General features: G+C 45.7%; 21 protein-coding genes. 15 read left to right on the forward strand and 6 right to left on the reverse strand.

All coding sequences use genetic code 11. The features are described from left to right. Positions 1-61: 61 nt before the first annotated feature. Positions 62-364, reverse strand: a complete 303-nt coding sequence (gene yceK, locus BSU_02970; RefSeq protein NP_388179.1) for a putative transcriptional regulator (ArsR family) — start codon at positions 362-364, stop codon at positions 62-64. 289 nt (positions 365-653) lie between these two features. Between yceK and opuAA the strand changes: the two genes are divergently transcribed. The 3 genes from opuAA to opuAC are packed head-to-tail and all read left to right on the forward strand — an operon-like array spanning position 654 to position 3,641. Beyond that, positions 654-1,910 (forward strand): L-proline betaine and betonicine ABC transporter (ATP-binding protein), encoded by a 1,257-nt coding sequence (gene opuAA / locus BSU_02980; protein NP_388180.2) that lies wholly within the window; start codon positions 654-656, stop codon positions 1,908-1,910. A 1-nt stretch (position 1,911) separates the two neighbouring features. After that, positions 1,912-2,760, forward strand: a complete 849-nt coding sequence (gene opuAB / locus BSU_02990; RefSeq protein NP_388181.1) for an L-proline betaine and betonicine ABC transporter (permease) — start codon at positions 1,912-1,914, stop codon at positions 2,758-2,760. Then, a complete protein-coding gene (opuAC, locus tag BSU_03000) occupies positions 2,760-3,641 on the forward strand; it encodes an L-proline betaine and betonicine ABC transporter ABC transporter (glycine betaine-binding lipoprotein) (protein ID NP_388182.1) in 882 nt (293 codons plus the stop codon). The genes opuAB and opuAC overlap by 1 nt, the downstream gene beginning before the upstream one ends. Positions 3,642-3,678: 37 nt before the next feature. On the opposite strand, the gene amhX is transcribed toward opuAC, so the two are convergent. After that, positions 3,679-4,830, reverse strand: coding sequence for a putative amidohydrolase (amhX, locus tag BSU_03010; protein NP_388183.2), 1,152 nt, complete (start codon positions 4,828-4,830; stop codon positions 3,679-3,681). A gap of 149 nt (positions 4,831-4,979) precedes the next feature. Between amhX and ycgA the strand changes: the two genes are divergently transcribed. From ycgA to lctP, 5 genes are all read left to right on the forward strand, one after another. Continuing rightward, a complete protein-coding gene (gene ycgA / locus BSU_03020) occupies positions 4,980-6,413 on the forward strand; it encodes a putative branched chain amino acid permease (protein ID NP_388184.2) in 1,434 nt (477 codons plus the stop codon). 115 nt (positions 6,414-6,528) lie between these two features. Further along, positions 6,529-7,110: a putative integral inner membrane protein of unknown function gene (gene ycgB / locus BSU_03030; protein ID NP_388185.2), complete on the forward strand. Its 582-nt coding sequence runs from the start codon at positions 6,529-6,531 to the stop codon at positions 7,108-7,110. A gap of 148 nt (positions 7,111-7,258) precedes the next feature. Next, positions 7,259-9,238: an alpha-amylase gene (gene amyE, locus BSU_03040; RefSeq protein NP_388186.2), complete on the forward strand. Its 1,980-nt coding sequence runs from the start codon at positions 7,259-7,261 to the stop codon at positions 9,236-9,238. 176 nt (positions 9,239-9,414) lie between these two features. Beyond that, positions 9,415-10,380 carry an L-lactate dehydrogenase gene (lctE, locus tag BSU_03050; RefSeq protein NP_388187.2) on the forward strand — a complete coding sequence of 322 codons (966 nt, stop codon included), beginning with the start codon at positions 9,415-9,417 and terminating at the stop codon, positions 10,378-10,380. A gap of 31 nt (positions 10,381-10,411) precedes the next feature. Beyond that, the gene (gene lctP, locus BSU_03060; RefSeq protein ID NP_388188.2) at positions 10,412-12,037 is read left to right on the forward strand and encodes an L-lactate permease; all 1,626 of its coding nucleotides are present in this window, start codon (positions 10,412-10,414) and stop codon (positions 12,035-12,037) included. 44 nt (positions 12,038-12,081) lie between these two features. Here lctP and mdr read toward each other — a convergent pair whose 3' ends face one another. Continuing rightward, the gene (mdr, locus tag BSU_03070) at positions 12,082-13,620 is read right to left on the reverse strand and encodes a multidrug-efflux transporter (RefSeq protein ID NP_388189.2); all 1,539 of its coding nucleotides are present in this window, start codon (positions 13,618-13,620) and stop codon (positions 12,082-12,084) included. Positions 13,621-13,732: 112 nt separating this feature from the next. Between mdr and ycgE the strand changes: the two genes are divergently transcribed. The 3 genes from ycgE to ycgG all read left to right on the forward strand — a co-directional run bounded on the left by ycgE (position 13,733) and on the right by ycgG (position 15,731). Beyond that, positions 13,733-14,197: a putative transcriptional regulator gene (ycgE, locus tag BSU_03080; RefSeq protein NP_388190.2), complete on the forward strand. Its 465-nt coding sequence runs from the start codon at positions 13,733-13,735 to the stop codon at positions 14,195-14,197. Between the two features lie 73 nt (positions 14,198-14,270). Further along, positions 14,271-14,900, forward strand: coding sequence for a putative aminoacid export permease (ycgF, locus tag BSU_03090; RefSeq protein ID NP_388191.1), 630 nt, complete (start codon positions 14,271-14,273; stop codon positions 14,898-14,900). Between the two features lie 69 nt (positions 14,901-14,969). After that, the gene (gene ycgG / locus BSU_03100; RefSeq protein ID NP_388192.2) at positions 14,970-15,731 is read left to right on the forward strand and encodes a conserved protein of unknown function (similar to phage protein); all 762 of its coding nucleotides are present in this window, start codon (positions 14,970-14,972) and stop codon (positions 15,729-15,731) included. Position 15,732: 1 nt separating this feature from the next. Here the strand turns inward: ycgG and ycgH are convergent, their stop codons facing one another. After that, positions 15,733-17,073, reverse strand: coding sequence for a putative amino acid transporter (gene ycgH, locus BSU_03110; protein NP_388193.2), 1,341 nt, complete (start codon positions 17,071-17,073; stop codon positions 15,733-15,735). A gap of 129 nt (positions 17,074-17,202) precedes the next feature. On the opposite strand from ycgH, the gene ycgI reads away from it, so the two are divergent. Next, a complete protein-coding gene (gene ycgI / locus BSU_03120; RefSeq protein ID NP_388194.3) occupies positions 17,203-17,799 on the forward strand; it encodes a xenotiotic metabolite methyltransferase in 597 nt (198 codons plus the stop codon). Between the two features lie 129 nt (positions 17,800-17,928). Next, positions 17,929-18,747: an ammonium-dependent NAD+ synthetase gene (nadE, locus tag BSU_03130; protein ID NP_388195.1), complete on the forward strand. Its 819-nt coding sequence runs from the start codon at positions 17,929-17,931 to the stop codon at positions 18,745-18,747. A gap of 49 nt (positions 18,748-18,796) precedes the next feature. Here the strand turns inward: nadE and tmrB are convergent, their stop codons facing one another. Then, positions 18,797-19,390: an ATP-binding tunicamycin resistance protein gene (tmrB, locus tag BSU_03140; RefSeq protein NP_388196.2), complete on the reverse strand. Its 594-nt coding sequence runs from the start codon at positions 19,388-19,390 to the stop codon at positions 18,797-18,799. Positions 19,391-19,665: 275 nt separating this feature from the next. Between tmrB and aroK the strand changes: the two genes are divergently transcribed. Then, positions 19,666-20,226 (forward strand): shikimate kinase, encoded by a 561-nt coding sequence (aroK, locus tag BSU_03150; RefSeq protein ID NP_388197.2) that lies wholly within the window; start codon positions 19,666-19,668, stop codon positions 20,224-20,226. Between the two features lie 27 nt (positions 20,227-20,253). Here aroK and ycgJ read toward each other — a convergent pair whose 3' ends face one another. After that, entirely contained in the window at positions 20,254-21,015 is a 762-nt protein-coding gene (gene ycgJ / locus BSU_03160) for a xenotiotic metabolite methyltransferase (protein ID NP_388198.2), read from the reverse strand. A 117-nt stretch (positions 21,016-21,132) separates the two neighbouring features. Here ycgJ and ycgK point away from each other — a divergent pair, with 117 nt between their 5' ends. Beyond that, the gene (gene ycgK, locus BSU_03170) at positions 21,133-22,107 is read left to right on the forward strand and encodes a putative transcriptional regulator (LysR family) (RefSeq protein NP_388199.2); all 975 of its coding nucleotides are present in this window, start codon (positions 21,133-21,135) and stop codon (positions 22,105-22,107) included. The last annotated feature ends 36 nt before the right edge of the window (positions 22,108-22,143 follow it).

Genomic DNA, 22,143 nt, shown 5'->3' on the forward strand with positions numbered 1-22,143 from the left:
CACTCCTATTGTTTTATAACTTTAAAACTATGAAACAGATATGTATAGAGAAAACCCTTTGTTAGAGGGTTTCCAAAAAGCCAGGCAGGTATGTTTGAAATGTGTCTTCACGCAGACTGACGTATTTTGTCCGCGAATCTTTCCGGGTTGCCGTCAATCCCGCTTCACGCAGCGTTTTAAAATGATAAGATGCCGTGGTTTTGACAATATTGCACTTTTCACCTACTTCACCGCAGCTGAGTTCTTTTCCGCTGACATAAAGCGTACGAATAATGGCAAGCCTTGATTCATCAGACAGTGCTTTAAAAATTTGCGCTCTGATTTGATCATCTGATTGTTTCATAGTCATGAAACTATAATACATAATGGGTGTTGAAAAAGCAACTTATTTTTCCAGTAAAGGAGCAGGAAGTCATAAGAGGAAGGAGGAATTCAATTCCAATAAAAGCGTTTTCAACTAAAGGTAGGAGAAAAATCACCCGTAAAATACAATCATATAGGAGGATTACAGAGCATTTAGAAGCATAAATAAGATCATGTGGTCACATGGATGTTTATAAAGAAATGGTACAGAATAAAAGAGAATATGCTGTTTGTGTGGGAAGTTACATAAATGTTACGGTAATAAAGATTGCTTAATATGGAGGGAAAATATGAGTGTAGATGAGAAACCAATTAAGATAAAAGTCGAGAAAGTCTCTAAGATTTTTGGGAAACAAACAAAGAAGGCAGTTCAAATGCTTGCCAACGGAAAGACAAAAAAAGAGATCCTGAAAGCAACCGGATCAACCGTTGGGGTTAATCAGGCAGATTTTGAAGTATATGATGGTGAGATATTTGTCATCATGGGTCTATCAGGGAGCGGTAAATCAACTTTAGTACGGATGTTAAACCGGCTTATTGAACCGACTGCCGGAAATATTTACATTGATGGTGACATGATAACAAATATGTCAAAAGACCAGCTCCGGGAAGTCCGCCGGAAAAAAATCAGCATGGTCTTCCAAAAGTTCGCTCTGTTTCCGCACAGAACGATACTTGAAAACACAGAATACGGACTGGAGCTTCAAGGTGTAGACAAACAAGAGCGGCAGCAAAAAGCGCTTGAGTCTCTTAAGCTCGTTGGACTGGAAGGATTTGAACACCAATATCCCGACCAGCTTTCCGGCGGGATGCAGCAGCGTGTCGGCCTTGCCCGCGCGTTGACGAATGACCCGGACATCCTTCTGATGGACGAAGCGTTCAGTGCGCTCGATCCACTGATTCGTAAAGATATGCAGGATGAGCTTCTTGATCTTCACGATAATGTCGGAAAAACAATTATCTTTATTACGCATGACTTGGACGAAGCGTTGCGGATCGGCGACAGAATTGTCCTAATGAAGGACGGCAACATCGTTCAAATCGGCACGCCTGAAGAAATCCTGATGAATCCATCTAACGAATATGTTGAGAAATTCGTCGAAGATGTTGATTTGTCTAAAGTCCTCACAGCAGGCCACATTATGAAACGCGCTGAAACAGTGCGGATTGATAAAGGGCCTCGCGTAGCATTGACACTGATGAAAAACCTTGGAATTTCTTCAATTTATGCAGTGGATAAACAAAAGAAATTATTAGGTGTTATCTATGCGTCTGATGCGAAAAAAGCGGCTGAGTCTGATTTGTCACTTCAAGACATCTTGAATACAGAATTTACGACTGTACCAGAGAATACGTATCTGACTGAGATTTTTGACGTTGTGTCCGATGCGAATATTCCAATTGCGGTTGTGGATGAGAAGCAAAGAATGAAAGGAATTGTCGTAAGAGGCGCGCTGATTGGCGCACTTGCCGGCAATAACGAGTATATCAATGCTGAAGGCACTAACGAACAAACACAAGATCCTTCTGCACAGGAGGTGAAATAAGATGGATAGACTGCCTAGAATACCTTTAGCAGATATTATTGACCGTTTTGTTGACTGGATTACGATGACGTTTGGCGGATTCTTCGACGGAATCGCTAACGGATTGGCCGCTTTTGTAAATGGAATTGTCACCGGTCTTGGATTTATTCCATCTATTTTGTTAACGATTATTTTCGCCGCACTTGCGTGGTGGATCAGTACAAGGGGAATTGCGTTATTTACGTTGATTGGATTCCTCCTGATCGATTATTTAGGATATTGGGACCCAATGCTGCAAACATTGGCGCTTGTTTTGACATCTGTGATTATTTCGATTGTGGTCGGGGTTCCGATCGGAATTTGGGCGTCTCAGAAAGAAACGGTTCGCCGTATTGTAACGCCAATTCTTGATTTAATGCAGACAATGCCTGCTTTCGTATATCTATTGCCGGCGATTTTCTTCTTTAACATCGGTGTTGTGCCGGGTGTTGTTGCATCTGTTATCTTCGCGATGCCGCCGACAATCCGCATGACTGTTCTCGGTATTAAACAAGTGCCGGCGGATTTGATTGAAGCGACTGAGGCATTCGGTTCTACAACAGCTCAGCGTTTGTTTAAAGTTCAGCTCCCGCTTGCGACAAAAACGATTTTGGCCGGGATCAACCAGAGCATCATGCTTGCGTTATCAATGGTTGTTATCGCCGCAATGGTCGGTGCACCGGGACTTGGTTCTGAAGTATACAGTGCCGTTACACAGCTGAAAACCGGGGTCGGAGTAGAGGCCGGTATCGCCATCGTTATCGTTGCCATTACCCTGGACCGTATTACTCAAAATATTAAAGTGAAGAAGAAAAGCAGGGGGAATGCCTGATGCTTAAAAAAATCATAGGCATCGGCGTTTCCGCCATGCTGGCGCTCTCACTTGCGGCTTGCGGTTCAGAAAACGATGAAAATGCATCCGCAGCAGAACAAGTGAATAAGACCATCATCGGGATTGACCCCGGTTCAGGGATTATGTCCCTGACTGACAAAGCGATGAAGGATTATGACCTGAATGACTGGACATTGATTTCAGCGTCAAGTGCTGCGATGACCGCTACGCTTAAAAAGTCATACGACCGTAAGAAACCGATTATCATTACAGGATGGACACCGCACTGGATGTTCTCCAGATATAAGCTGAAATATCTCGATGATCCGAAACAATCTTATGGCAGCGCAGAGGAAATCCATACGATCACACGCAAAGGCTTCAGCAAAGAGCAGCCGAATGCCGCAAAGCTTCTGAGCCAGTTTAAATGGACGCAGGACGAAATGGGCGAAATCATGATCAAGGTGGAAGAAGGCGAGAAACCTGCCAAAGTTGCTGCTGAGTACGTCAATAAACACAAGGATCAGATTGCCGAATGGACAAAAGGCGTTCAAAAGGTGAAGGGAGACAAAATCAACCTTGCCTATGTGGCGTGGGACAGTGAGATTGCAAGTACAAACGTCATAGGCAAAGTCTTAGAAGACTTGGGCTATGAGGTAACACTTACTCAGGTAGAGGCTGGGCCGATGTGGACTGCAATTGCGACGGGAAGTGCGGATGCATCCCTTTCCGCATGGCTGCCGAATACCCATAAAGCATACGCCGCTAAATATAAAGGCAAATATGATGATATTGGCACCAGTATGACTGGTGTGAAGATGGGGCTTGTTGTTCCTCAATATATGAAAAATGTCAACTCAATTGAAGATTTGAAGAAGTAATCAAAAAAGCAGCCTGTGTCAGGCTGCTTTTTTTGCGTTAAGAAGCGTTAGCGGCAGCAAGTGATTCCGCCTTCTGAAATGTTTTGAGCACGGCGTTCGCCAAAATATGAATGCCGGTAAACATCGCATTTCTGTCAAAGGTCATGTGCGGATGATGGAGCCCCGGCTGGAGCCCGCAGCCTAGTCCGAGCATCGTTGTTTTCAGATTCGGCACCTTCACGGCGTAAAAATGGAAATCCTCGCCGCCGGTGGTGACAAGCGGGTCATCAAGCCGCTCAGCCCCGATGATTTCCGTAATGGCTTCTGCCATGATCGCTTCAGCTTCTTTATTTTGTGTTGCCGCAGGAAGGCTGTGTTCTTTGTGCAGCTCGATCTTTGCGCCAAATGCAGCGGCGGCCGCTTCACAGGCTCTTTCTGTTTCGGCGATTAATGCCTCCATGGCTTCATTGGTCTGTGCGCGCAAATCAAGGCTGAACGATGCTTTTCCTGGAATGATGTTAGAGCTTTCACCGCCGGCTTGCAGTTTTGTCATTTTGACGGTATGCGGGATTTGCGGGTCAATATGAATGAGTCCGAGCTTGTGTACAAGAAATGCCGCAATTTCAATGCTGTTTTTCCCGAGGTGCGGACGGGCGCCATGAGCCTCTTCCCCGATGATCGTTCCCTCAATGTGCTGGCTTGATCCGTGCAGAATAGAAGGAGCGCAGCGGCCGTTCTGTGTTTCCTGGATCGGACGGACGTGAACGCCATACAAATAGTCGATATCATCAAGCACGCCTTCTTCTATCATTTTCAAGGCGCCGCCGCCTTTTTCTTCTGCCGGCTGAAAGATAAAACGGATTGTGCCCTTCGGAAGCTCAGGTTGTTTTTTTAGCAGCATTAACGTGCCCAATGCCATTGTCATATGTGAATCGTGTCCGCAGGAATGGTTGGCGCGAAATGTGCCGTTAACCTCCTGCCACAGCGCGTCAATATCAGCGCGTACCGCTACAACAGGTGAGCCTGAGCCGATTTCGCCGACAACCCCGGTGCAGTCTGAAAACGTGCGCGTCCGGCACCCTAAATCCTCAAGCTTTTGTTTCAAAAATGAAGTTGTCTCATATTCCTTCCAGCTGACTTCAGGGTTCGCGTGCAGATGCTCGAAGATGTCCATAATGGTTTGTTTCATTTCTTCTGAAAGCTTTTGCATGGTAAGAAATACCTCCTTCTATCAGAATGAATTTTTACCTTCTTTACTTTATTTATATTGAAACAGGAAGATAGGCTGTATATAATATAGCACATATTGCTACTATTCAGAATAATTAATATTTTCAAACAGAGGGGATGGATCGAAATATGAGTATGCCAGCAGCCGAAACACAGCCTAAGAAAAAACGTATGACATTTAAAATGCCTGACGCCTATGTCCTCTTATTTATGATTGCTTTCATTTGCGCAATCGCTTCATATATTGTGCCGGCAGGTGAATTTGACCGCGTGACAAAGGGGGATGTCACGACCGCTGTTCCGGGAAGCTATCATTCAATTGAACAGTCTCCGGTCAGATTGATCAGCTTTTTTACTTCTCTACAGGATGGAATGGTTGGATCAGCACCCATCATCTTTCTGATTTTATTCACAGGCGGCACCATTGCTATTCTAGAAAAAACGGGTGCCATCAATGGCCTGATTTACAATGTCATCAGCAAATTCCGCACAAAGCAATTATTATTTATTTGTATTGTCGGCGCATTGTTCTCCATTCTCGGAACAACCGGGATTGTCGTGAATTCAGTTATCGGTTTTATCCCCATCGGCCTCATTGTGGCACGATCCTTAAAATGGGACGCAGTCGCGGGAGCCGCTGTTATATACATCGGCTGCTACGCTGGATTTAACTCCACCATATTATCACCGTCACCGCTCGGTTTATCACAATCAATCGCGGAGCTCCCTCTTTTCTCAGGAATCGGCCTGCGAGTTGTGATATACATATGCTTTTTGCTGTCTTCTATTATTTATATCTATTTGTATACGAGAAAATTAAAAAAATCAAAAGATGCCAGTGTGTTAGGAACAGATTGGTTCCCTGCGGCAGGAATGGGCGAAGCCGGTAAAGAAGAAGATCAGTCAGTGCCGTTTACCGTTCGCCATAAGCTGATTTTGGCTGTGGCGGGACTCTCACTTGTCGGATTTTTATACGGCGCTTTGAAGCTTGGCTGGTCAGATTCCCAAATGGCTGCGACATTTATTTTTATTTCTGTCCTTGCCGGTTTAATAGGCGGGCTTGCGGCGAACGATATTGCCAAAACCTTCATTACGGGCTGCCAAAGTCTTGTATACGGGGCGCTGATTGTCGGGATGGCACGAAGCATTTCCGTTATCCTTGAAAATGGAAAGCTTCTCGATACTGTCGTCAATGCTTTGGCTTCACTTTTGGATGGATTCAGCCCGATTGCTGGGGCAATCGGCATGTATATCGCCAGTGCGCTGCTTCATTTTCTCATCTCTTCAGGTTCTGGCGAAGCCGTTGTATTTATTCCAATCCTGGCGCCGCTCGCTGATTTGATGGGAATCACGAGACAGGTTGCGGTTGAAGCGGTTATGCTTGGAGAAGGGGTCGTCAACTGTGTGAACCCGACATCCGGCGTTCTCATGGCGGTGCTTGCCGCCAGCGGTATTCCGTATGTCAAGTGGCTGCGGTTTATGGTGCCGCTTGCTCTGATTTGGTTCTTGATCGGGCTTGTCTTTATCGTGATCGGAGTCATGATCAATTGGGGGCCGTTTTAACGATTGCTGCCCGCCGGCTTGTACGGCGGGCTTTTGAGTTATTCATTGCAGAAGCGCAGGCTGTTATTGTAACATGTAAGCCATAAGCCATTCGTAAAAGTGCGGGAGGAAGGTCATGAATAATCTGCGTAATAGACTTTCAGGCGTGAATGGGAAAAATAAGAGAGTAAAAGAAAAAGAACAAAAAATCTGGTCGGAGATTGGGATGATAGCGGGAGCATTTGCGCTGCTTGATGTGATCATCCGCGGCATTATGTTTGAATTTCCGTTTAAAGAATGGGCTGCAAGCCTTGTGTTTTTGTTCATCATTATCTTATATTACTGCATCAGGGCTGCGGCATCCGGAATGCTCATGCCGAGAATAGACACCAAAGAAGAACTGCAAAAACGGGTGAAGCAGCAGCGAATAGAATCAATTGCGGTCGCCTTTGCGGTAGTGGTGCTTACGATGTACGACAGGGGGATTCCCCATACATTCTTCGCTTGGCTGAAAATGATTCTTCTTTTTATCGTCTGCGGCGGCGTTCTGTTTCTGCTTCGGTATGTGATTGTGAAGCTGGCTTACAGAAGAGCGGTAAAAGAAGAAATAAAAAAGAAATCATCTTTTTTGTTTGGAAAGCGAGGGAAGCGTTCACAGTTTCGGGCAGCTTTTTTTATAGGAACATTGATTTGTATTCACTCTGCCAAGTTGTTTTGATAGAGTGATTGTGATAATTTTAAATGTAAGCGTTAACAAAATTCTCCAGTCTTCACATCGGTTTGAAAGGAGGAAGCGGAAGAATGAAGTAAGAGGGATTTTTGACTCCGAAGTAAGTCTTCAAAAAATCAAATAAGGAGTGTCAAGAATGTTTGCAAAACGATTCAAAACCTCTTTACTGCCGTTATTCGCTGGATTTTTATTGCTGTTTCATTTGGTTCTGGCAGGACCGGCGGCTGCGAGTGCTGAAACGGCGAACAAATCGAATGAGCTTACAGCACCGTCGATCAAAAGCGGAACCATTCTTCATGCATGGAATTGGTCGTTCAATACGTTAAAACACAATATGAAGGATATTCATGATGCAGGATATACAGCCATTCAGACATCTCCGATTAACCAAGTAAAGGAAGGGAATCAAGGAGATAAAAGCATGTCGAACTGGTACTGGCTGTATCAGCCGACATCGTATCAAATTGGCAACCGTTACTTAGGTACTGAACAAGAATTTAAAGAAATGTGTGCAGCCGCTGAAGAATATGGCATAAAGGTCATTGTTGACGCGGTCATCAATCATACCACCAGTGATTATGCCGCGATTTCCAATGAGGTTAAGAGTATTCCAAACTGGACACATGGAAACACACAAATTAAAAACTGGTCTGATCGATGGGATGTCACGCAGAATTCATTGCTCGGGCTGTATGACTGGAATACACAAAATACACAAGTACAGTCCTATCTGAAACGGTTCTTAGACAGGGCATTGAATGACGGGGCAGACGGTTTTCGATTTGATGCCGCCAAACATATAGAGCTTCCAGATGATGGCAGTTACGGCAGTCAATTTTGGCCGAATATCACAAATACATCTGCAGAGTTCCAATACGGAGAAATCCTGCAGGATAGTGCCTCCAGAGATGCTGCATATGCGAATTATATGGATGTGACAGCGTCTAACTATGGGCATTCCATAAGGTCCGCTTTAAAGAATCGTAATCTGGGCGTGTCGAATATCTCCCACTATGCATCTGATGTGTCTGCGGACAAGCTAGTGACATGGGTAGAGTCGCATGATACGTATGCCAATGATGATGAAGAGTCGACATGGATGAGCGATGATGATATCCGTTTAGGCTGGGCGGTGATAGCTTCTCGTTCAGGCAGTACGCCTCTTTTCTTTTCCAGACCTGAGGGAGGCGGAAATGGTGTGAGGTTCCCGGGGAAAAGCCAAATAGGCGATCGCGGGAGTGCTTTATTTGAAGATCAGGCTATCACTGCGGTCAATAGATTTCACAATGTGATGGCTGGACAGCCTGAGGAACTCTCGAACCCGAATGGAAACAACCAGATATTTATGAATCAGCGCGGCTCACATGGCGTTGTGCTGGCAAATGCAGGTTCATCCTCTGTCTCTATCAATACGGCAACAAAATTGCCTGATGGCAGGTATGACAATAAAGCTGGAGCGGGTTCATTTCAAGTGAACGATGGTAAACTGACAGGCACGATCAATGCCAGGTCTGTAGCTGTGCTTTATCCTGATGATATTGCAAAAGCGCCTCATGTTTTCCTTGAGAATTACAAAACAGGTGTAACACATTCTTTCAATGATCAACTGACGATTACCTTGCGTGCAGATGCGAATACAACAAAAGCCGTTTATCAAATCAATAATGGACCAGAGACGGCGTTTAAGGATGGAGATCAATTCACAATCGGAAAAGGAGATCCATTTGGCAAAACATACACCATCATGTTAAAAGGAACGAACAGTGATGGTGTAACGAGGACCGAGAAATACAGTTTTGTTAAAAGAGATCCAGCGTCGGCCAAAACCATCGGCTATCAAAATCCGAATCATTGGAGCCAGGTAAATGCTTATATCTATAAACATGATGGGAGCCGAGTAATTGAATTGACCGGATCTTGGCCTGGAAAACCAATGACTAAAAATGCAGACGGAATTTACACGCTGACGCTGCCTGCGGACACGGATACAACCAACGCAAAAGTGATTTTTAATAATGGCAGCGCCCAAGTGCCCGGTCAGAATCAGCCTGGCTTTGATTACGTGCTAAATGGTTTATATAATGACTCGGGCTTAAGCGGTTCTCTTCCCCATTGAGGGCAAGGCTAGACGGGACTTACCGAAAGAAACCATCAATGATGGTTTCTTTTTTGTTCATAAATCAGACAAAACTTTTCTCTTGCAAAAGTTTGTGAAGTGTTGCACAATATAAATGTGAAATACTTCACAAACAAAAAGACATCAAAGAGAAACATACCCTGGAAGGATGATTAATGATGAACAAACATGTAAATAAAGTAGCTTTAATCGGAGCGGGTTTTGTTGGAAGCAGTTATGCATTTGCGTTAATTAACCAAGGAATCACAGATGAGCTTGTGGTCATTGATGTAAATAAAGAAAAAGCAATGGGCGATGTGATGGATTTAAACCACGGAAAGGCGTTTGCGCCACAACCGGTCAAAACATCTTACGGAACATATGAAGACTGCAAGGATGCTGATATTGTCTGCATTTGCGCCGGAGCAAACCAAAAACCTGGTGAGACACGCCTTGAATTAGTAGAAAAGAACTTGAAGATTTTCAAAGGCATCGTTAGTGAAGTCATGGCGAGCGGATTTGACGGCATTTTCTTAGTCGCGACAAATCCGGTTGATATCCTGACTTACGCAACATGGAAATTCAGCGGCCTGCCAAAAGAGCGGGTGATTGGAAGCGGCACAACACTTGATTCTGCGAGATTCCGTTTCATGCTGAGCGAATACTTTGGCGCAGCGCCTCAAAACGTACACGCGCATATTATCGGAGAGCACGGCGACACAGAGCTTCCTGTTTGGAGCCACGCGAATGTCGGCGGTGTGCCGGTCAGTGAACTCGTTGAGAAAAACGATGCGTACAAACAAGAGGAGCTGGACCAAATTGTAGATGATGTGAAAAACGCAGCTTACCATATCATTGAGAAAAAAGGCGCGACTTATTATGGGGTTGCGATGAGTCTTGCTCGCATTACAAAAGCCATTCTTCATAATGAAAACAGCATATTAACTGTCAGCACATATTTGGACGGGCAATACGGTGCAGATGACGTGTACATCGGTGTGCCGGCTGTCGTGAATCGCGGAGGGATCGCAGGTATCACTGAGCTGAACTTAAATGAGAAAGAAAAAGAACAGTTCCTTCACAGCGCCGGCGTCCTTAAAAACATTTTAAAACCTCATTTTGCAGAACAAAAAGTCAACTAACCGCAACTTTAGAGTAAAGGGCTGATTGTCAATGTGGGAGCAGTTGTATGATCCGTTTGGAAACGAGTATGTGAGCGCACTTGTGGCGCTCACTCCGATTCTCTTTTTTCTTTTGGCTTTAACTGTTTTGAAAATGAAAGGCATTCTTGCGGCATTTCTTACCCTAGCCGTCAGTTTCTTCGTCTCCGTTTGGGCATTTCATATGCCGGTTGAAAAAGCGATTTCTTCTGTTTTGTTAGGAATCGGGAGCGGGCTGTGGCCCATTGGCTACATCGTCCTGATGGCGGTGTGGCTGTATAAAATCGCCGTGAAAACCGGGAAATTTACCATTATTCGGTCCAGCATTGCCGGCATTTCGCCTGACCAACGATTACAGCTATTATTAATTGGTTTTTGTTTTAACGCGTTTTTAGAAGGCGCGGCCGGTTTTGGTGTTCCGATTGCGATTAGTGCGGCGCTGCTCGTCGAACTTGGTTTTAAACCGTTAAAAGCGGCGGCGCTCTGCTTGATTGCAAACGCTGCCTCCGGAGCCTTTGGGGCGATTGGGATTCCTGTCATCACAGGGGCGCAGATTGGTGATTTGTCTGCTCTTGAGCTGTCTCGGACATTAATGTGGACACTGCCGATGATCTCATTTTTAATACCATTCCTGCTTGTATTCTTATTAGACCGAATGAAAGGAATCAAACAGACATGGCCCGCTCTTCTGGTTGTGAGCGGTGGGTATACAGCGGTTCAGACACTGACAATGGCGGTGCTCGGGCCGGAATTAGCAAACATTTTGGCGGCCTTATTCAGCATGGGCGGGCTTGCCCTCTTCCTCCGCAAATGGCAGCCGAAAGAGATTTACCGCGAGGAAGGGGCCGGCGATGCTGGTGAGAAAAAGGCATACCGTGCCGCTGACATTGCGAAAGCGTGGTCTCCTTTCTACATTTTAACTGCGGCGATCACCATCTGGAGCCTTCCTGCCTTCAAAGCGCTTTTCCAAGAAGGCGGGCTGTTATATCAATCAACGCTCCTGTTCAAAATGCCTTTTCTGCATCAGCAAATTATGAAAATGCCGCCGATTGCGCCATCTGCCATGCCGTTAGATGCAGTCTTTAAAGTTGATCTGCTGTCAGCGACTGGTACAGCGATTTTAGCGGCGGTCATCGTGACAGGGCTGTTCAGCAAAAAGTTCTCCTCTCGGGATGCCTTTGCTTCCTTGAAGGAGACGGGAAAAGAGCTGTGGGTGCCGATTATGACGATCTGCTTCGTGATGGGGTTTGCCAATCTGGCCAACTTCGCAGGGCTCAGCTCTTCAATTGGGTTAGCATTGGCGAAAACAGGAGACCTGTTCCCGTTTGTCAGTCCTGTTCTCGGCTGGATTGGCGTGTTCATCACCGGTTCTGTTGTCAGCAATAATGCTTTGTTCGGCCATTTGCAGGTTGTCACGGGAGCGCAGATCGGTGCGGGTTCAGATTTGCTGTTAGCCGCAAATACGGCGGGCGGTGTCATGGCGAAACTTGTTTCTCCTCAATCTATCGCCATCGCTGCCGCAGCGGTCGGCCAAACAGGCAAGGAATCTAAACTGTTTAAAAGGACAGTGGCGTACAGCCTGATTCTGTTATTGATCATTTGTATATGGACGTTTATTCTTGCAAGATTAGGAGTGTAATAGAAAAAAGCAGTACATGCCCAGCATGTACTGCTTTTTTTATGTTAATTTGCTTTCTTTGTCATTTCGGCTGTTGTTTTCACTCTGGCTTTTCCCATAAATAAAATGGTAACCGCCGCGAGGACAATTGGAATCAAAGCGAGCAAAAAGACATACGTGATACTTGATGACATCGCGTCAATAATGCGATTCAGGATCGCATCAGGAATCTGGGAACGTGTTCCCGCTTGGAATATCTCCTGCGGGTCGCCAATATTTTGCGCAGCGCCTGATCCCGCTGAGCCTTTCATACCGCTGAAGGCGTCATTCAGCTTGTTTGTGAATACGTTTGTTTGCACCGTTCCGAAAATGGTGACACCTAAGGTCATGCCAAATGATCGCAAAAATGAATTTGTAGAGTTTGCCGTTCCCCGAAAGCGAGGTTCAAGATCATTCATCGATGCCGCCGGCAGCAGGGAGAAGTTAAAGCCTACACCAAAGCCTGAAATCATCATAAAGACTGTCAGCCATACCCGTGCTGTGTCAGGCGTCATATTGGAAAGAAGCAGCATGCCGATAAAGAAAGCTATAACAGATATCAGCATCAAATTGCGGAAGCTTGCCTTCGTTTGGAAGATCCCGCCGATCATGCTTCCGATGACTGATCCAATCATCATCGGCGTCAGAATGAAGCCCGCGCTTGTCGCCGAGCTGCCGTAGACCGCCTGAACGAAAATCGGAATAAATACCGCTAAAATAATAAATGTTCCGCCATACAGGAAAGCGAGAATCTGTGCTGTGGCAAACAAGCGGTTCTTAAACATCCAGAAAGAAATAATCGGCTCTTCTGCTTTTCTCTCCACAATAAAAAAGGCAATGAAGAAAACGGCGAATACAATAAACAGCCCGATGATCTGAATGGAGTTCCAATCGTATGTTTTGCCGCCAAGCTCAAGGGCGAACATCAGGCATACAATGGATACGACTAAGGTAATCGCGCCGCCCCAGTCTATTTTCTGCTTTCTGTGCTCCAGAGATTCTTTGTAGTAGCGAATAATGAAAAACAATGACAATGCGCCGATCGGCACATTGATGTAAAACACCCAGTGCCAGCTGATCGAATCTGTAATGATCGCGCCTAAGAGCGGACCAAGAACACTGGATAATCCAAATACAGCACCGAACATGCCGGACATTTTTCCGCGTTTTTCCGGCGGAAACAAATCAAAGATAATGGTAAAGGCAATCGGCAGGAGCGCGCCGCCTCCGATCCCTTGAATGGCCCGGAAGATGATCAGCTGATTCATCGTCTGGGCAATCCCGCATAAAGCAGAACCGATTAAGAAAAAAATAAGTCCAAACAGGAAAAAACGTTTTCGGCCGTACATATCGGAAAGCTTGCCGTAAATCGGCATGCCAGCCATAACCGCCACCATATAGGATGCCGTCACCCAGGCAAATTTATCGAAGCTTCCAAGATCGGCTACGATATTGCCCATCGCGGTGGCAACAATCGTATTGTCCATTGCAGACATCAAGATGCCCAGCAGGAGACCGAGGACCACAAATTTGGTGGAAGCCTGTTTTGCTGTTGTTGTGTCCATTTGTTCTACCTCCTCTTACTTTTCTATGTAAGTTCTGATATCATGATAATAGTTTGATTGTTGAATATCTCGATTATCAAGATAAACTCGATTTTATAGGGAGGACTGTCAGTTGTCAACAAGAAATTCCAGAAGTGAGTTGGAAAAGACTGCTGTTCAGCTTTTTCGAAAACTGGGCACAAGAACGGTTCTGTTTCATCAGGCAGCCGCTCAAGCTCTCGGTCTGTTTCCCACCGATTTGAAATCAGCTGACATTTTAAATGAAGCAGGGCCGATGACGGCCGGAGAGCTGGGGAAAAAAACCGGCCTCAGCACGGGTTCCGTCACGGCGCTTGTTGACCGGCTGGAAAAAGCGGGGTATGTGGCTCGTGAAAAGGACCCGAACGATCGCAGGAGAGTCGTAATCGTCCCTTTGACTGCTTCGAAAAAACATATAAAGGATTTGTTCCGTCCTCTGTCTGAGTCAACGATGGATTTGTGCCGCGAATATACGGAAGAGGAGCTGGAACTCATTTTCAGTTTTGTAGGCAAAGCTGCCGATATTATGGAGGAAGAGCTTGAACGTCTGAAACAGTAAGTGAATTTGTGCATAGCTTGGCCCGTTCCCGAATAAATTGTACAAGTTACATAAGAGAAGGGAGTACGGGCCGGTGAACATTTTTTTGAGCTATATTGTGCTGGGACTGTCCTTGTCTGCGCCTGTGGGGCCAGTGAATGCGGCGCAAATAGACAAAGGAATTAAAAACGGTTTTTGGCATGCATGGATTTTCGGTTTAGGCGCCATGACAGCGGATGGGCTGTACATGCTTTTTATCTATTTCGGGCTGTCGCAGTTCTTGACCGCTCCATTTGTGAAAACGTTTTTGTGGCTGTTCGGCTTTTTTGTCCTGACCTATACCGGAATTGAAACGCTGAAAAACGTCAGAGAACCGATGGATGTGCGAAGCTCGCGGGGGAAACCGTCATACAGGAAAACATTCGCATCGGGTTTTCTCATTTCATTGTCAAACCCATTGAGCATCCTTTTTTGGCTTGGAATTTACGGAAGCATTCTTGCGAAAACAGCAGAGGCCTACAATATGAATCAGCTTCTAATCTATAGCTCCGGCATCATGATCGGCATTTTAATCTGGGATTTCTGCATGGCTATCACAGCCAGTACGTTCAGAAACCTGCTTCATGAAAAGCTATTGAGAGGATTGACCGGAATCGCCGGTGTATCCCTCCTTGTGTTTGGCTTTTACTTTGGTTATCAGGGCATCAAACAGTTATTGGGCTGATTCATGAAGGACAGTCACCTGCCGCTTCCAGTTTTAATATAGTATCCAGATGATACTGGAGGTGGATCAATGGTGAATGGGATTTACACCAAAAGTTTTCTGGAACGTATTCAGGAAGAGCTTCCTGAATGGCAAAGAATCGCTTTTGAGCTGCTGGCAGAAACTCTGGGGGACGACGCGGATACATTTCCGTGCATTCCCGGACGCCAGGCGTTTCTGACTGATCAGCTTCGGATTGCTTTTGCCGGAGATCCGCGGGAAAACCGCACAGCGGAGGAACTGGCTCCGTTGCTTGCGGAGTACGGCAAGATATCGCGGGACACGGGAAAATACGCATCCCTCGTTGTGTTGTTTGATACACCGGAAGATTTGGCGGAGCATTATTCGATTGAAGCGTATGAAGAGCTGTTTTGGCGCTTTTTAAATAGACTGAGTCATCAAGACGAAAAAGAATGGCCGGAAGACATTCCGGCCGATCCTGAGCATTATAAATGGGAGTTTTGTTTTGACGGCGAGCCGTATTTCATTCTGTGCGCTACACCGGGGCACGAGGCAAGAAGAAGCCGGAGCTTTCCTTTTTTTATGGTCACGTTTCAGCCAAGGTGGGTGTTTGATGACCTAAATGGATCAACTGCATTTGGCCGTAACATGAGCAGGCTGATCCGATCTCGTTTAGAGGCCTATGATCAGGCTCCGATTCACCCGCAATTAGGCTGGTACGGAGGAAAAGATAATCGTGAATGGAAGCAGTATTTCCTCCGTGATGACGAAAAACAGGTATCGAAGTGCCCGTTTTCTTATTTAAAGAACATGTTCAACAAAATGAAATAAATCAAGGACTGGCAGGGCGATCTTTATGACCCTGCTTTTTTTGATAGATCATGGTAACGATGGCGATAATCACGAGAAAACCTATGCTGACGAAAAAACCGGGCCGGCTTGATTTTTCAAACAATGTACCGGACACAGCTGCAGCAATCAGAACCATCGCTAAATAAATTTGCGTTTTTCCCATGCCCTCGGGATCAGTCAGCTTTTTGCTGGAGAACAGGATAAACAGCCAAGTGTATAAAAGCATAAGCCCCGCAGCTGTTGTCATATGCTCATAAATGTTTTTAGGCAGCACTAACGACAAAATAATGGAGAGGACAAGCCCCGCAAACGTCAGCCCAAGTGCCGGCCAGCATATTTTTTTGCCTTCCTTTAGAGTAAAGCATTTCGGCGCGTCGCCGTCATCAGCCATTGTACAAAGCAATGTCGTAACCGCAAATAGCGAAGCGACAAGGGTCGAGAACCCTGCGATGATGAAAATCCCGTTAAATATATCAAGGATGATCTCAAGGTTATATCCTTTTAATGACGTAATGAACGGACTGTCCTGTTCAGTAAACGTGTGTAACGGAACCAAAAGCAGAGCAAGCCCGATTGAAATGATATAAATAATCGCCAGCGTCGCCAGCATCAGTTTCCCTGATTTAGACGCTTCCTCAGGTTTTTTTAAGTGAACCGCCATCAGCCCCATGACCTCAATTCCGCCAAAAGCGTAAAACGCGTAGATTAAACCTGTCCACAGCCCCATGGCGCCGTATGGGAAAAACTCACTCGTCTTATTTGGAACATGTATGCCATGATTTCCGCCGGACAGGATACCGCATAAAGCCAGGATGGCAATGACAATAAACATAAAAATAGCAGCTGTTTTAATGACTGCCAGCACGTTTTCTGTTTTTTCAAAGACGGACAGGCCGGTGAAAATAATAAGGAGCCCAAGTACTGCGTAGATTGAGGCAAACACCCATAGCGGCACTTGAGGAAACCAATGCTTCGTAAAGAGCGAAATGGCTGTCAGCTGGCTTCCGGTAATCAGCATTTCTGATGTCCAGTACACCCAGCCGTTGCTGAAGCCTGCCCATTTGCCGAATGCTTTTCGGGCATACGCACAAAACGAGCCCTTTTCCGGCTGCTTCGCCGATAGCTTGGCGAGCTGTTCAAAGACAAAATACGTACCGATCCCTGCGATCAGAAATGAAAGGAGAACGGAAAAACCGCTTTTTACAATTGCGATGCTGGAACCGAGAAAGAAGCCTGTTCCAATCGTGCAGCCGACTCCGATCAGTGACAGCTGCCACCAAGCCAGATTCCCTTTTGGCTGGTCTTTTTTTGTTTGGCTCATTATTTATTCAACCCCTTTTATCTAAGGTTAGATTGTGATCTGTCCAAAGCTTATATACATCGGATTTTTGCCTCTTTTTACATGGAGAAGGAAGCAGACGCTCATACTAATGAAAAAAGGAGCAAACCAATGACACAGCAATATATTGTGGAGCCGAAAAAAGGGCTTGGGCTGAAGCTGAAAAAGGGGCAGATTTTAAAGGTGGTTGATGTAGAAGGGCAGCAGGTGGCTGATTTTGTCGCATACCATGCCAAGGATTTTTATGAACACCTTGATCAGGGAGCGACGATAGACGCCAATCACTCCATTCATGTGAAGGTCAACGACCATCTCTACTCCAACCTGTATAAGCCGATGTTAACCCTGATTGAAGATACGGTCGGCAAGCATGATCTGCTGTTGCCCGCCTGCCGTCCTGATATGAACAGGCTCTTATATGGGAAGCAAAAGGATGAGTTTCAGGATACGTGCTATGACAATATGAACCGTGCGCTTGAGCAGTTTGGCGTACCGAAGCCCCACATGCATTACCCATTTGCGATTTTTATGAATACTGTCCTTGATGAGAAAGGGAATCTGTCTGTGGAAACGCCGCTTTCGAATGCCGGAGATTATGTAAGGCTCAGGGCGGAGATGGATTTAATTGTCGCGTTTTCTTCCTGCCCGATTGAAAAAGGGAAATGCAATGGCGACAGTGTGACATCCATACGGGTTGAAGTCAGCTGATCTCTCTTGTTCACAGTGAATGAAGACCTGTGCTATATTTAATAGGGATACATAACAGTCATGATTCATTTTCATTGATTTAGGGAAATGATCAGTAATAAGGGAAAATGTACAGGAGGAATGATTGGGATGAGCATGCAGGAAAAGATTATGCGTGAGTTACATGTGAAGCCCTCAATTGATCCAAAGCAAGAAATTGAGGACCGAGTCAATTTTTTAAAACAATATGTAAAGAAAACCGGTGCTAAAGGCTTTGTATTGGGAATCAGCGGGGGCCAGGATTCAACACTTGCGGGAAGACTCGCTCAGCTTGCGGTGGAGAGCATTCGCGAGGAGGGCGGAGACGCTCAATTTATCGCGGTCCGTCTTCCGCATGGCACACAGCAGGATGAAGACGATGCCCAGCTTGCTTTGAAGTTTATTAAGCCGGATAAATCATGGAAGTTTGATATTAAATCGACAGTCAGCGCTTTTTCTGATCAGTATCAGCAGGAAACAGGCGATCAGCTGACGGACTTTAATAAAGGAAACGTAAAAGCAAGAACAAGAATGATCGCGCAATACGCGATCGGCGGCCAGGAAGGTCTTCTTGTGTTAGGAACAGACCATGCTGCTGAAGCAGTGACTGGTTTCTTTACGAAGTACGGTGACGGCGGAGCAGACCTCCTGCCGCTGACAGGCTTGACGAAGCGCCAGGGAAGAACCTTGCTGAAAGAGCTGGGTGCACCGGAACGCTTATACTTAAAAGAACCGACTGCCGATCTGCTCGACGAAAAACCGCAGCAGTCGGATGAAACAGAGCTTGGCATTTCCTACGACGAGATTGACGATTATCTCGAAGGAAAAGAAGTATCAGCGAAAGTATCAGAAGCGCTGGAAAAACGCTACAGCATGACTGAACATAAACGCCAGGTTCCGGCGTCTATGTTTGATGACTGGTGGAAATAAGTTGAAGAAAGCCCGCTCTCGGAGCGGGCTTTTGTCGTGTACAGAAGCTTTATTTGATGCGGATATGATTCAGCTTTACCATTAATCTGTCGGCGAACCTTCGGAGGCTGCCTCTTGTATCAGGATCTAATGGGAGTTCGGCTCTCGCGGCAATGTTCTCTGCCACATCCTGAATCGACAGGTTGTCTGTTTGAATGTGGTCCTCAAAAATGGGTGATGATAATCCTTCAACACAGCGGTCAATTTGTTTGGCGGCCCATGAGTTTTTTCCTTCTGCTCTGGTGCGCAGCCTTTTTAACAAGGTTTCCTTTGAAGCCATTAGTGTAAAGTGGTGAACGATCCTGCCTTCCTGTCTGAGCCTGCCGATGATCTCATTGAAGTATTCAGGGTGTACAATCGTCATAGGCACAATAAGGATGCCGCGGTATGTATCTGTCAGAGAAGCTAGCAAACTGTAATTGAACGCCCGCCATAAAGGATAGCTTTGAAAATCGTCCTTTGCGATCTCCTGCGGCACCATGGAGCGCAGCGCAAAACCCATTTTCTCGGGATCATACACGTAAGATGGGTTCAGCCTTCTGTGCAGTTCGAAGGCTGTTTGTGTTTTTCCCGAACCGAATGCCCCGTTTATCCAAATGATCATCGCCATTTCTCCCTTCCTATTTATCATACAGAAAAAGACCCTTCCATCGAAGAGTCAGCTGGAAAAACAATAAAGGCGGAAGGTTTTAACGCTTTTTTGCGTCGAAGTATTAAAATACCTGCAGAAATGTTGTACAATGAATGTCATTCAGGCAAAAATGGCTACAACAAAGCGCACTATAAGCTTGACCGGTAAAGCCGGTATCTATATAAATATTCGCTAAATAAGCATATAATGAATATATAATTTCATTCCTTAGGAGGATTTCGCCGAAGATGAACGCTAAACGAGCCATCCCAGTAAGAGAAAGAAATATCGTCCTGATCGGATTCATGGGTGTAGGAAAAACAACAATCGGCCAATTGGTCGCTAAAAAATTATATAGAGATTTTATTGATATTGACCAGCAGATCGAAAAGGATTTCAATATGTCAATTCCTGAGATATTTGAGAAAAAGGGAGAAGACTTTTTCCGGAAAACGGAGAAGGAATATATTTTAGACATCTGCCATCATAAACGATTCAAAATCGTATCTCTGGGCGGGGGATCTTTTAAACAAGAAGAAATCAGAAATTGCTGTCTGGAAAACTGTCTCGTGCTTCATCTGGACCTGTCATGGGAGAACTGGAAGCAGCGCGCGGATTTATTGATCGAAAGCCGCCCTGTACTGCATAACCGTTCAATGGATGAAATGGAACAGCTGTTTAACGAAAGAAAAGTCATTTATGACAAGCACAATTCAAAAGTGGCAACAGACAACCTTTCCCCGGAAGAGGTTGCCGATTACATTGTTGAGACATTAAAAATTGGCTGGGATCTTTATCAGCCGATGTAAAAAGCCGTGCGCAGCGCACGGCTTTTTTTATCGTTTTATCCCTTGTATCAAAATCGCTTTTAAACAAAAGGAGATGGGCTGTCCGTTTTGGTTCAATGTAATACAGAACGTGTCGCGTGCTTCGTCTGATGCGTGATTCAAGTGGGTAATGATTTGTTTTTCTCGGTCAGCGGGGGTTCCGCCTCGTTTGATCCAGCTATCGTATTGAATCGGCAAGTTCCACTTTTGGATGTCTTGATAGGCCAGTTGATTGGCGCTGAACATCGCCTGCCATTCTGATAATGAGCTTTCACGAACATGGGAAGGGTCTCGAAGCCGGTTCAAATGATTGACAAACTCATCAAGAACGGGATCTTCAGGCGCGTAATGATCAACTAAGAGAAAACGTCCGTCCTGTTTTAGTACGCGTGCAACCTCTCTGACAGCTTTGCGGACATCTGAAAAATGGTGGGCTGCGTATCGGCAGGTGATGATGTCAAATGAATCGTCGGGGAAGGGGAGTGACTCTGCCGTTCCTTGCTGAAAGCGTACGTTTTCAACTCCTTTTTCTTGCGCGAAGGAGGACGCAACCTCAACCATCTCTTTCGTTGCATCAACACCGATGCACTCCTGTACATAAGGAGAAAATGCCAGCGCCGTATGGCCGGCGCCCGCTCCTATATCCAGCACTCGATGCTCTGCCCGGCATTCCGCTGTTTTGATCATCAACCCCAAATCTTCCCCCTCGGCAAATACCTTTTCATCCCGATACATCTCGGCGTTTTTAGAAAACGGTGTTTCATTTGTCATTTGAACCAGCTCCTTCTTTTCGTAAATGATGATATGGATTATGTTAGCAATTTCTGTTATGATTCGTCCAAGATATAAAAATGATGAAAATGATAGGTTCAACCTATGGAGGCTGAAATGGATATTAAAGTGATGGAATATGCAGCGGAAATTGCCCGGCGCCAAAGCTTTACAAAGGCGGCGGAACATCTTCATATCGCACAGCCGTCTCTCAGCCAGCAAATCAAAAAGCTTGAGGCTGAGCTGGGGCTTACCCTTTTTCACAGATCCCATGGCTCTGTTACACTGACACCTCACGGCAGGCGTTTCATTGAAAAAGCCGAGGACATCATTCGTTCCAGAGATGATTTGCTTCGGGAAATGCAGGAGCGATCACAGGGAATCGGTCATAAATTATCCATCGGGATTCCTGCTGTAACAGGGAGATATCTCTTTCCTCCGCTGCTGAAGCAGTTTTTGGCGCGCTATCCTCATGTGGAGGTTCAGCTTGTTGAAAAAGATCCGGTTTCATTAGAGAAGATGACGGCAAAGGGAGAAGTTGACCTTTCTGTTTTATCCTTGCCCATCGAGGATGAACGGCTCTCCATTACACCCTTGCTCACGGAACCGGTTGTTCTCGCGGTGCCGAAGGAAAAACAAAGGTGGATGCCGCCGGAATTGGTCGCGCTGATTGAGAAAGCGCTGGAAGAAGATGAGGGACGCCAGCCGTGTGTGCCGATTGACATGGTAAGGAACGTGCCCTTTATTCTGTTAAAAGAAGGCTTCGGCTTTCGCAGGACAGTTCTCGATCTCTGTGCGGAAAGCGGCTTTAAGCCGAATGCTGCCTTTAAGACGAGCCATATTGAAACCGCCCAATCTCTTGTGGCTAACGGATTAGGTGTGACAATGGCACCGAATATGGTCAGAAGGGATAAAGATCCGGGTGTGATCTATTTATCGATTCAATCCGCGCCATCACGAACCCTCGTCTTTGTCTTTTTAAAGAACCGCTATGTCAGTCTGACGGCCCAGGCCTTTATGGAACTAAGCCGGGAAAGTCTTAAACAAACGTTTGATGAAGGCTGTCTGGGAAACAAAGATGAAAATATTTAGAAAACAAAGACGAAACGTGGTAGTATAGGAATACAA

Source organism: Bacillus subtilis subsp. subtilis str. 168 (genome assembly GCF_000009045.1).
GTDB classification, from domain to species: domain Bacteria; phylum Bacillota; class Bacilli; order Bacillales; family Bacillaceae; genus Bacillus; species Bacillus subtilis.

Coding starts and splice junctions, on each gene's coding strand:
- lctE (NP_388187.2), top strand. CDS start 9,415: ATGATGAACAAACATGTAAATAAAGTAGCTTTAATCGGAGCGGGTTTT.
- ycgG (NP_388192.2), top strand. CDS start 14,970: ATGGTGAATGGGATTTACACCAAAAGTTTTCTGGAACGTATTCAGGAA.
- opuAA (NP_388180.2), top strand. CDS start 654: ATGAGTGTAGATGAGAAACCAATTAAGATAAAAGTCGAGAAAGTCTCT.
- mdr (NP_388189.2), bottom strand. CDS start 13,620: ATGGACACAACAACAGCAAAACAGGCTTCCACCAAATTTGTGGTCCTC.
- opuAB (NP_388181.1), top strand. CDS start 1,912: ATGGATAGACTGCCTAGAATACCTTTAGCAGATATTATTGACCGTTTT.
- ycgH (NP_388193.2), bottom strand. CDS start 17,073: ATGAGCCAAACAAAAAAAGACCAGCCAAAAGGGAATCTGGCTTGGTGG.
- amhX (NP_388183.2), bottom strand. CDS start 4,830: ATGCAAAAGCTTTCAGAAGAAATGAAACAAACCATTATGGACATCTTC.
- tmrB (NP_388196.2), bottom strand. CDS start 19,390: ATGATCATTTGGATAAACGGGGCATTCGGTTCGGGAAAAACACAAACA.
- yceK (NP_388179.1), bottom strand. CDS start 364: ATGTATTATAGTTTCATGACTATGAAACAATCAGATGATCAAATCAGA.
- ycgJ (NP_388198.2), bottom strand. CDS start 21,015: ATGACAAATGAAACACCGTTTTCTAAAAACGCCGAGATGTATCGGGAT.
- ycgA (NP_388184.2), top strand. CDS start 4,980: ATGAGTATGCCAGCAGCCGAAACACAGCCTAAGAAAAAACGTATGACA.
- lctP (NP_388188.2), top strand. CDS start 10,412: ATGTGGGAGCAGTTGTATGATCCGTTTGGAAACGAGTATGTGAGCGCA.
- aroK (NP_388197.2), top strand. CDS start 19,666: ATGAACGCTAAACGAGCCATCCCAGTAAGAGAAAGAAATATCGTCCTG.
- opuAC (NP_388182.1), top strand. CDS start 2,760: ATGCTTAAAAAAATCATAGGCATCGGCGTTTCCGCCATGCTGGCGCTC.
- amyE (NP_388186.2), top strand. CDS start 7,259: ATGTTTGCAAAACGATTCAAAACCTCTTTACTGCCGTTATTCGCTGGA.
- ycgI (NP_388194.3), top strand. CDS start 17,203: ATGACACAGCAATATATTGTGGAGCCGAAAAAAGGGCTTGGGCTGAAG.
- ycgK (NP_388199.2), top strand. CDS start 21,133: ATGGATATTAAAGTGATGGAATATGCAGCGGAAATTGCCCGGCGCCAA.
- ycgB (NP_388185.2), top strand. CDS start 6,529: ATGAATAATCTGCGTAATAGACTTTCAGGCGTGAATGGGAAAAATAAG.
- nadE (NP_388195.1), top strand. CDS start 17,929: ATGAGCATGCAGGAAAAGATTATGCGTGAGTTACATGTGAAGCCCTCA.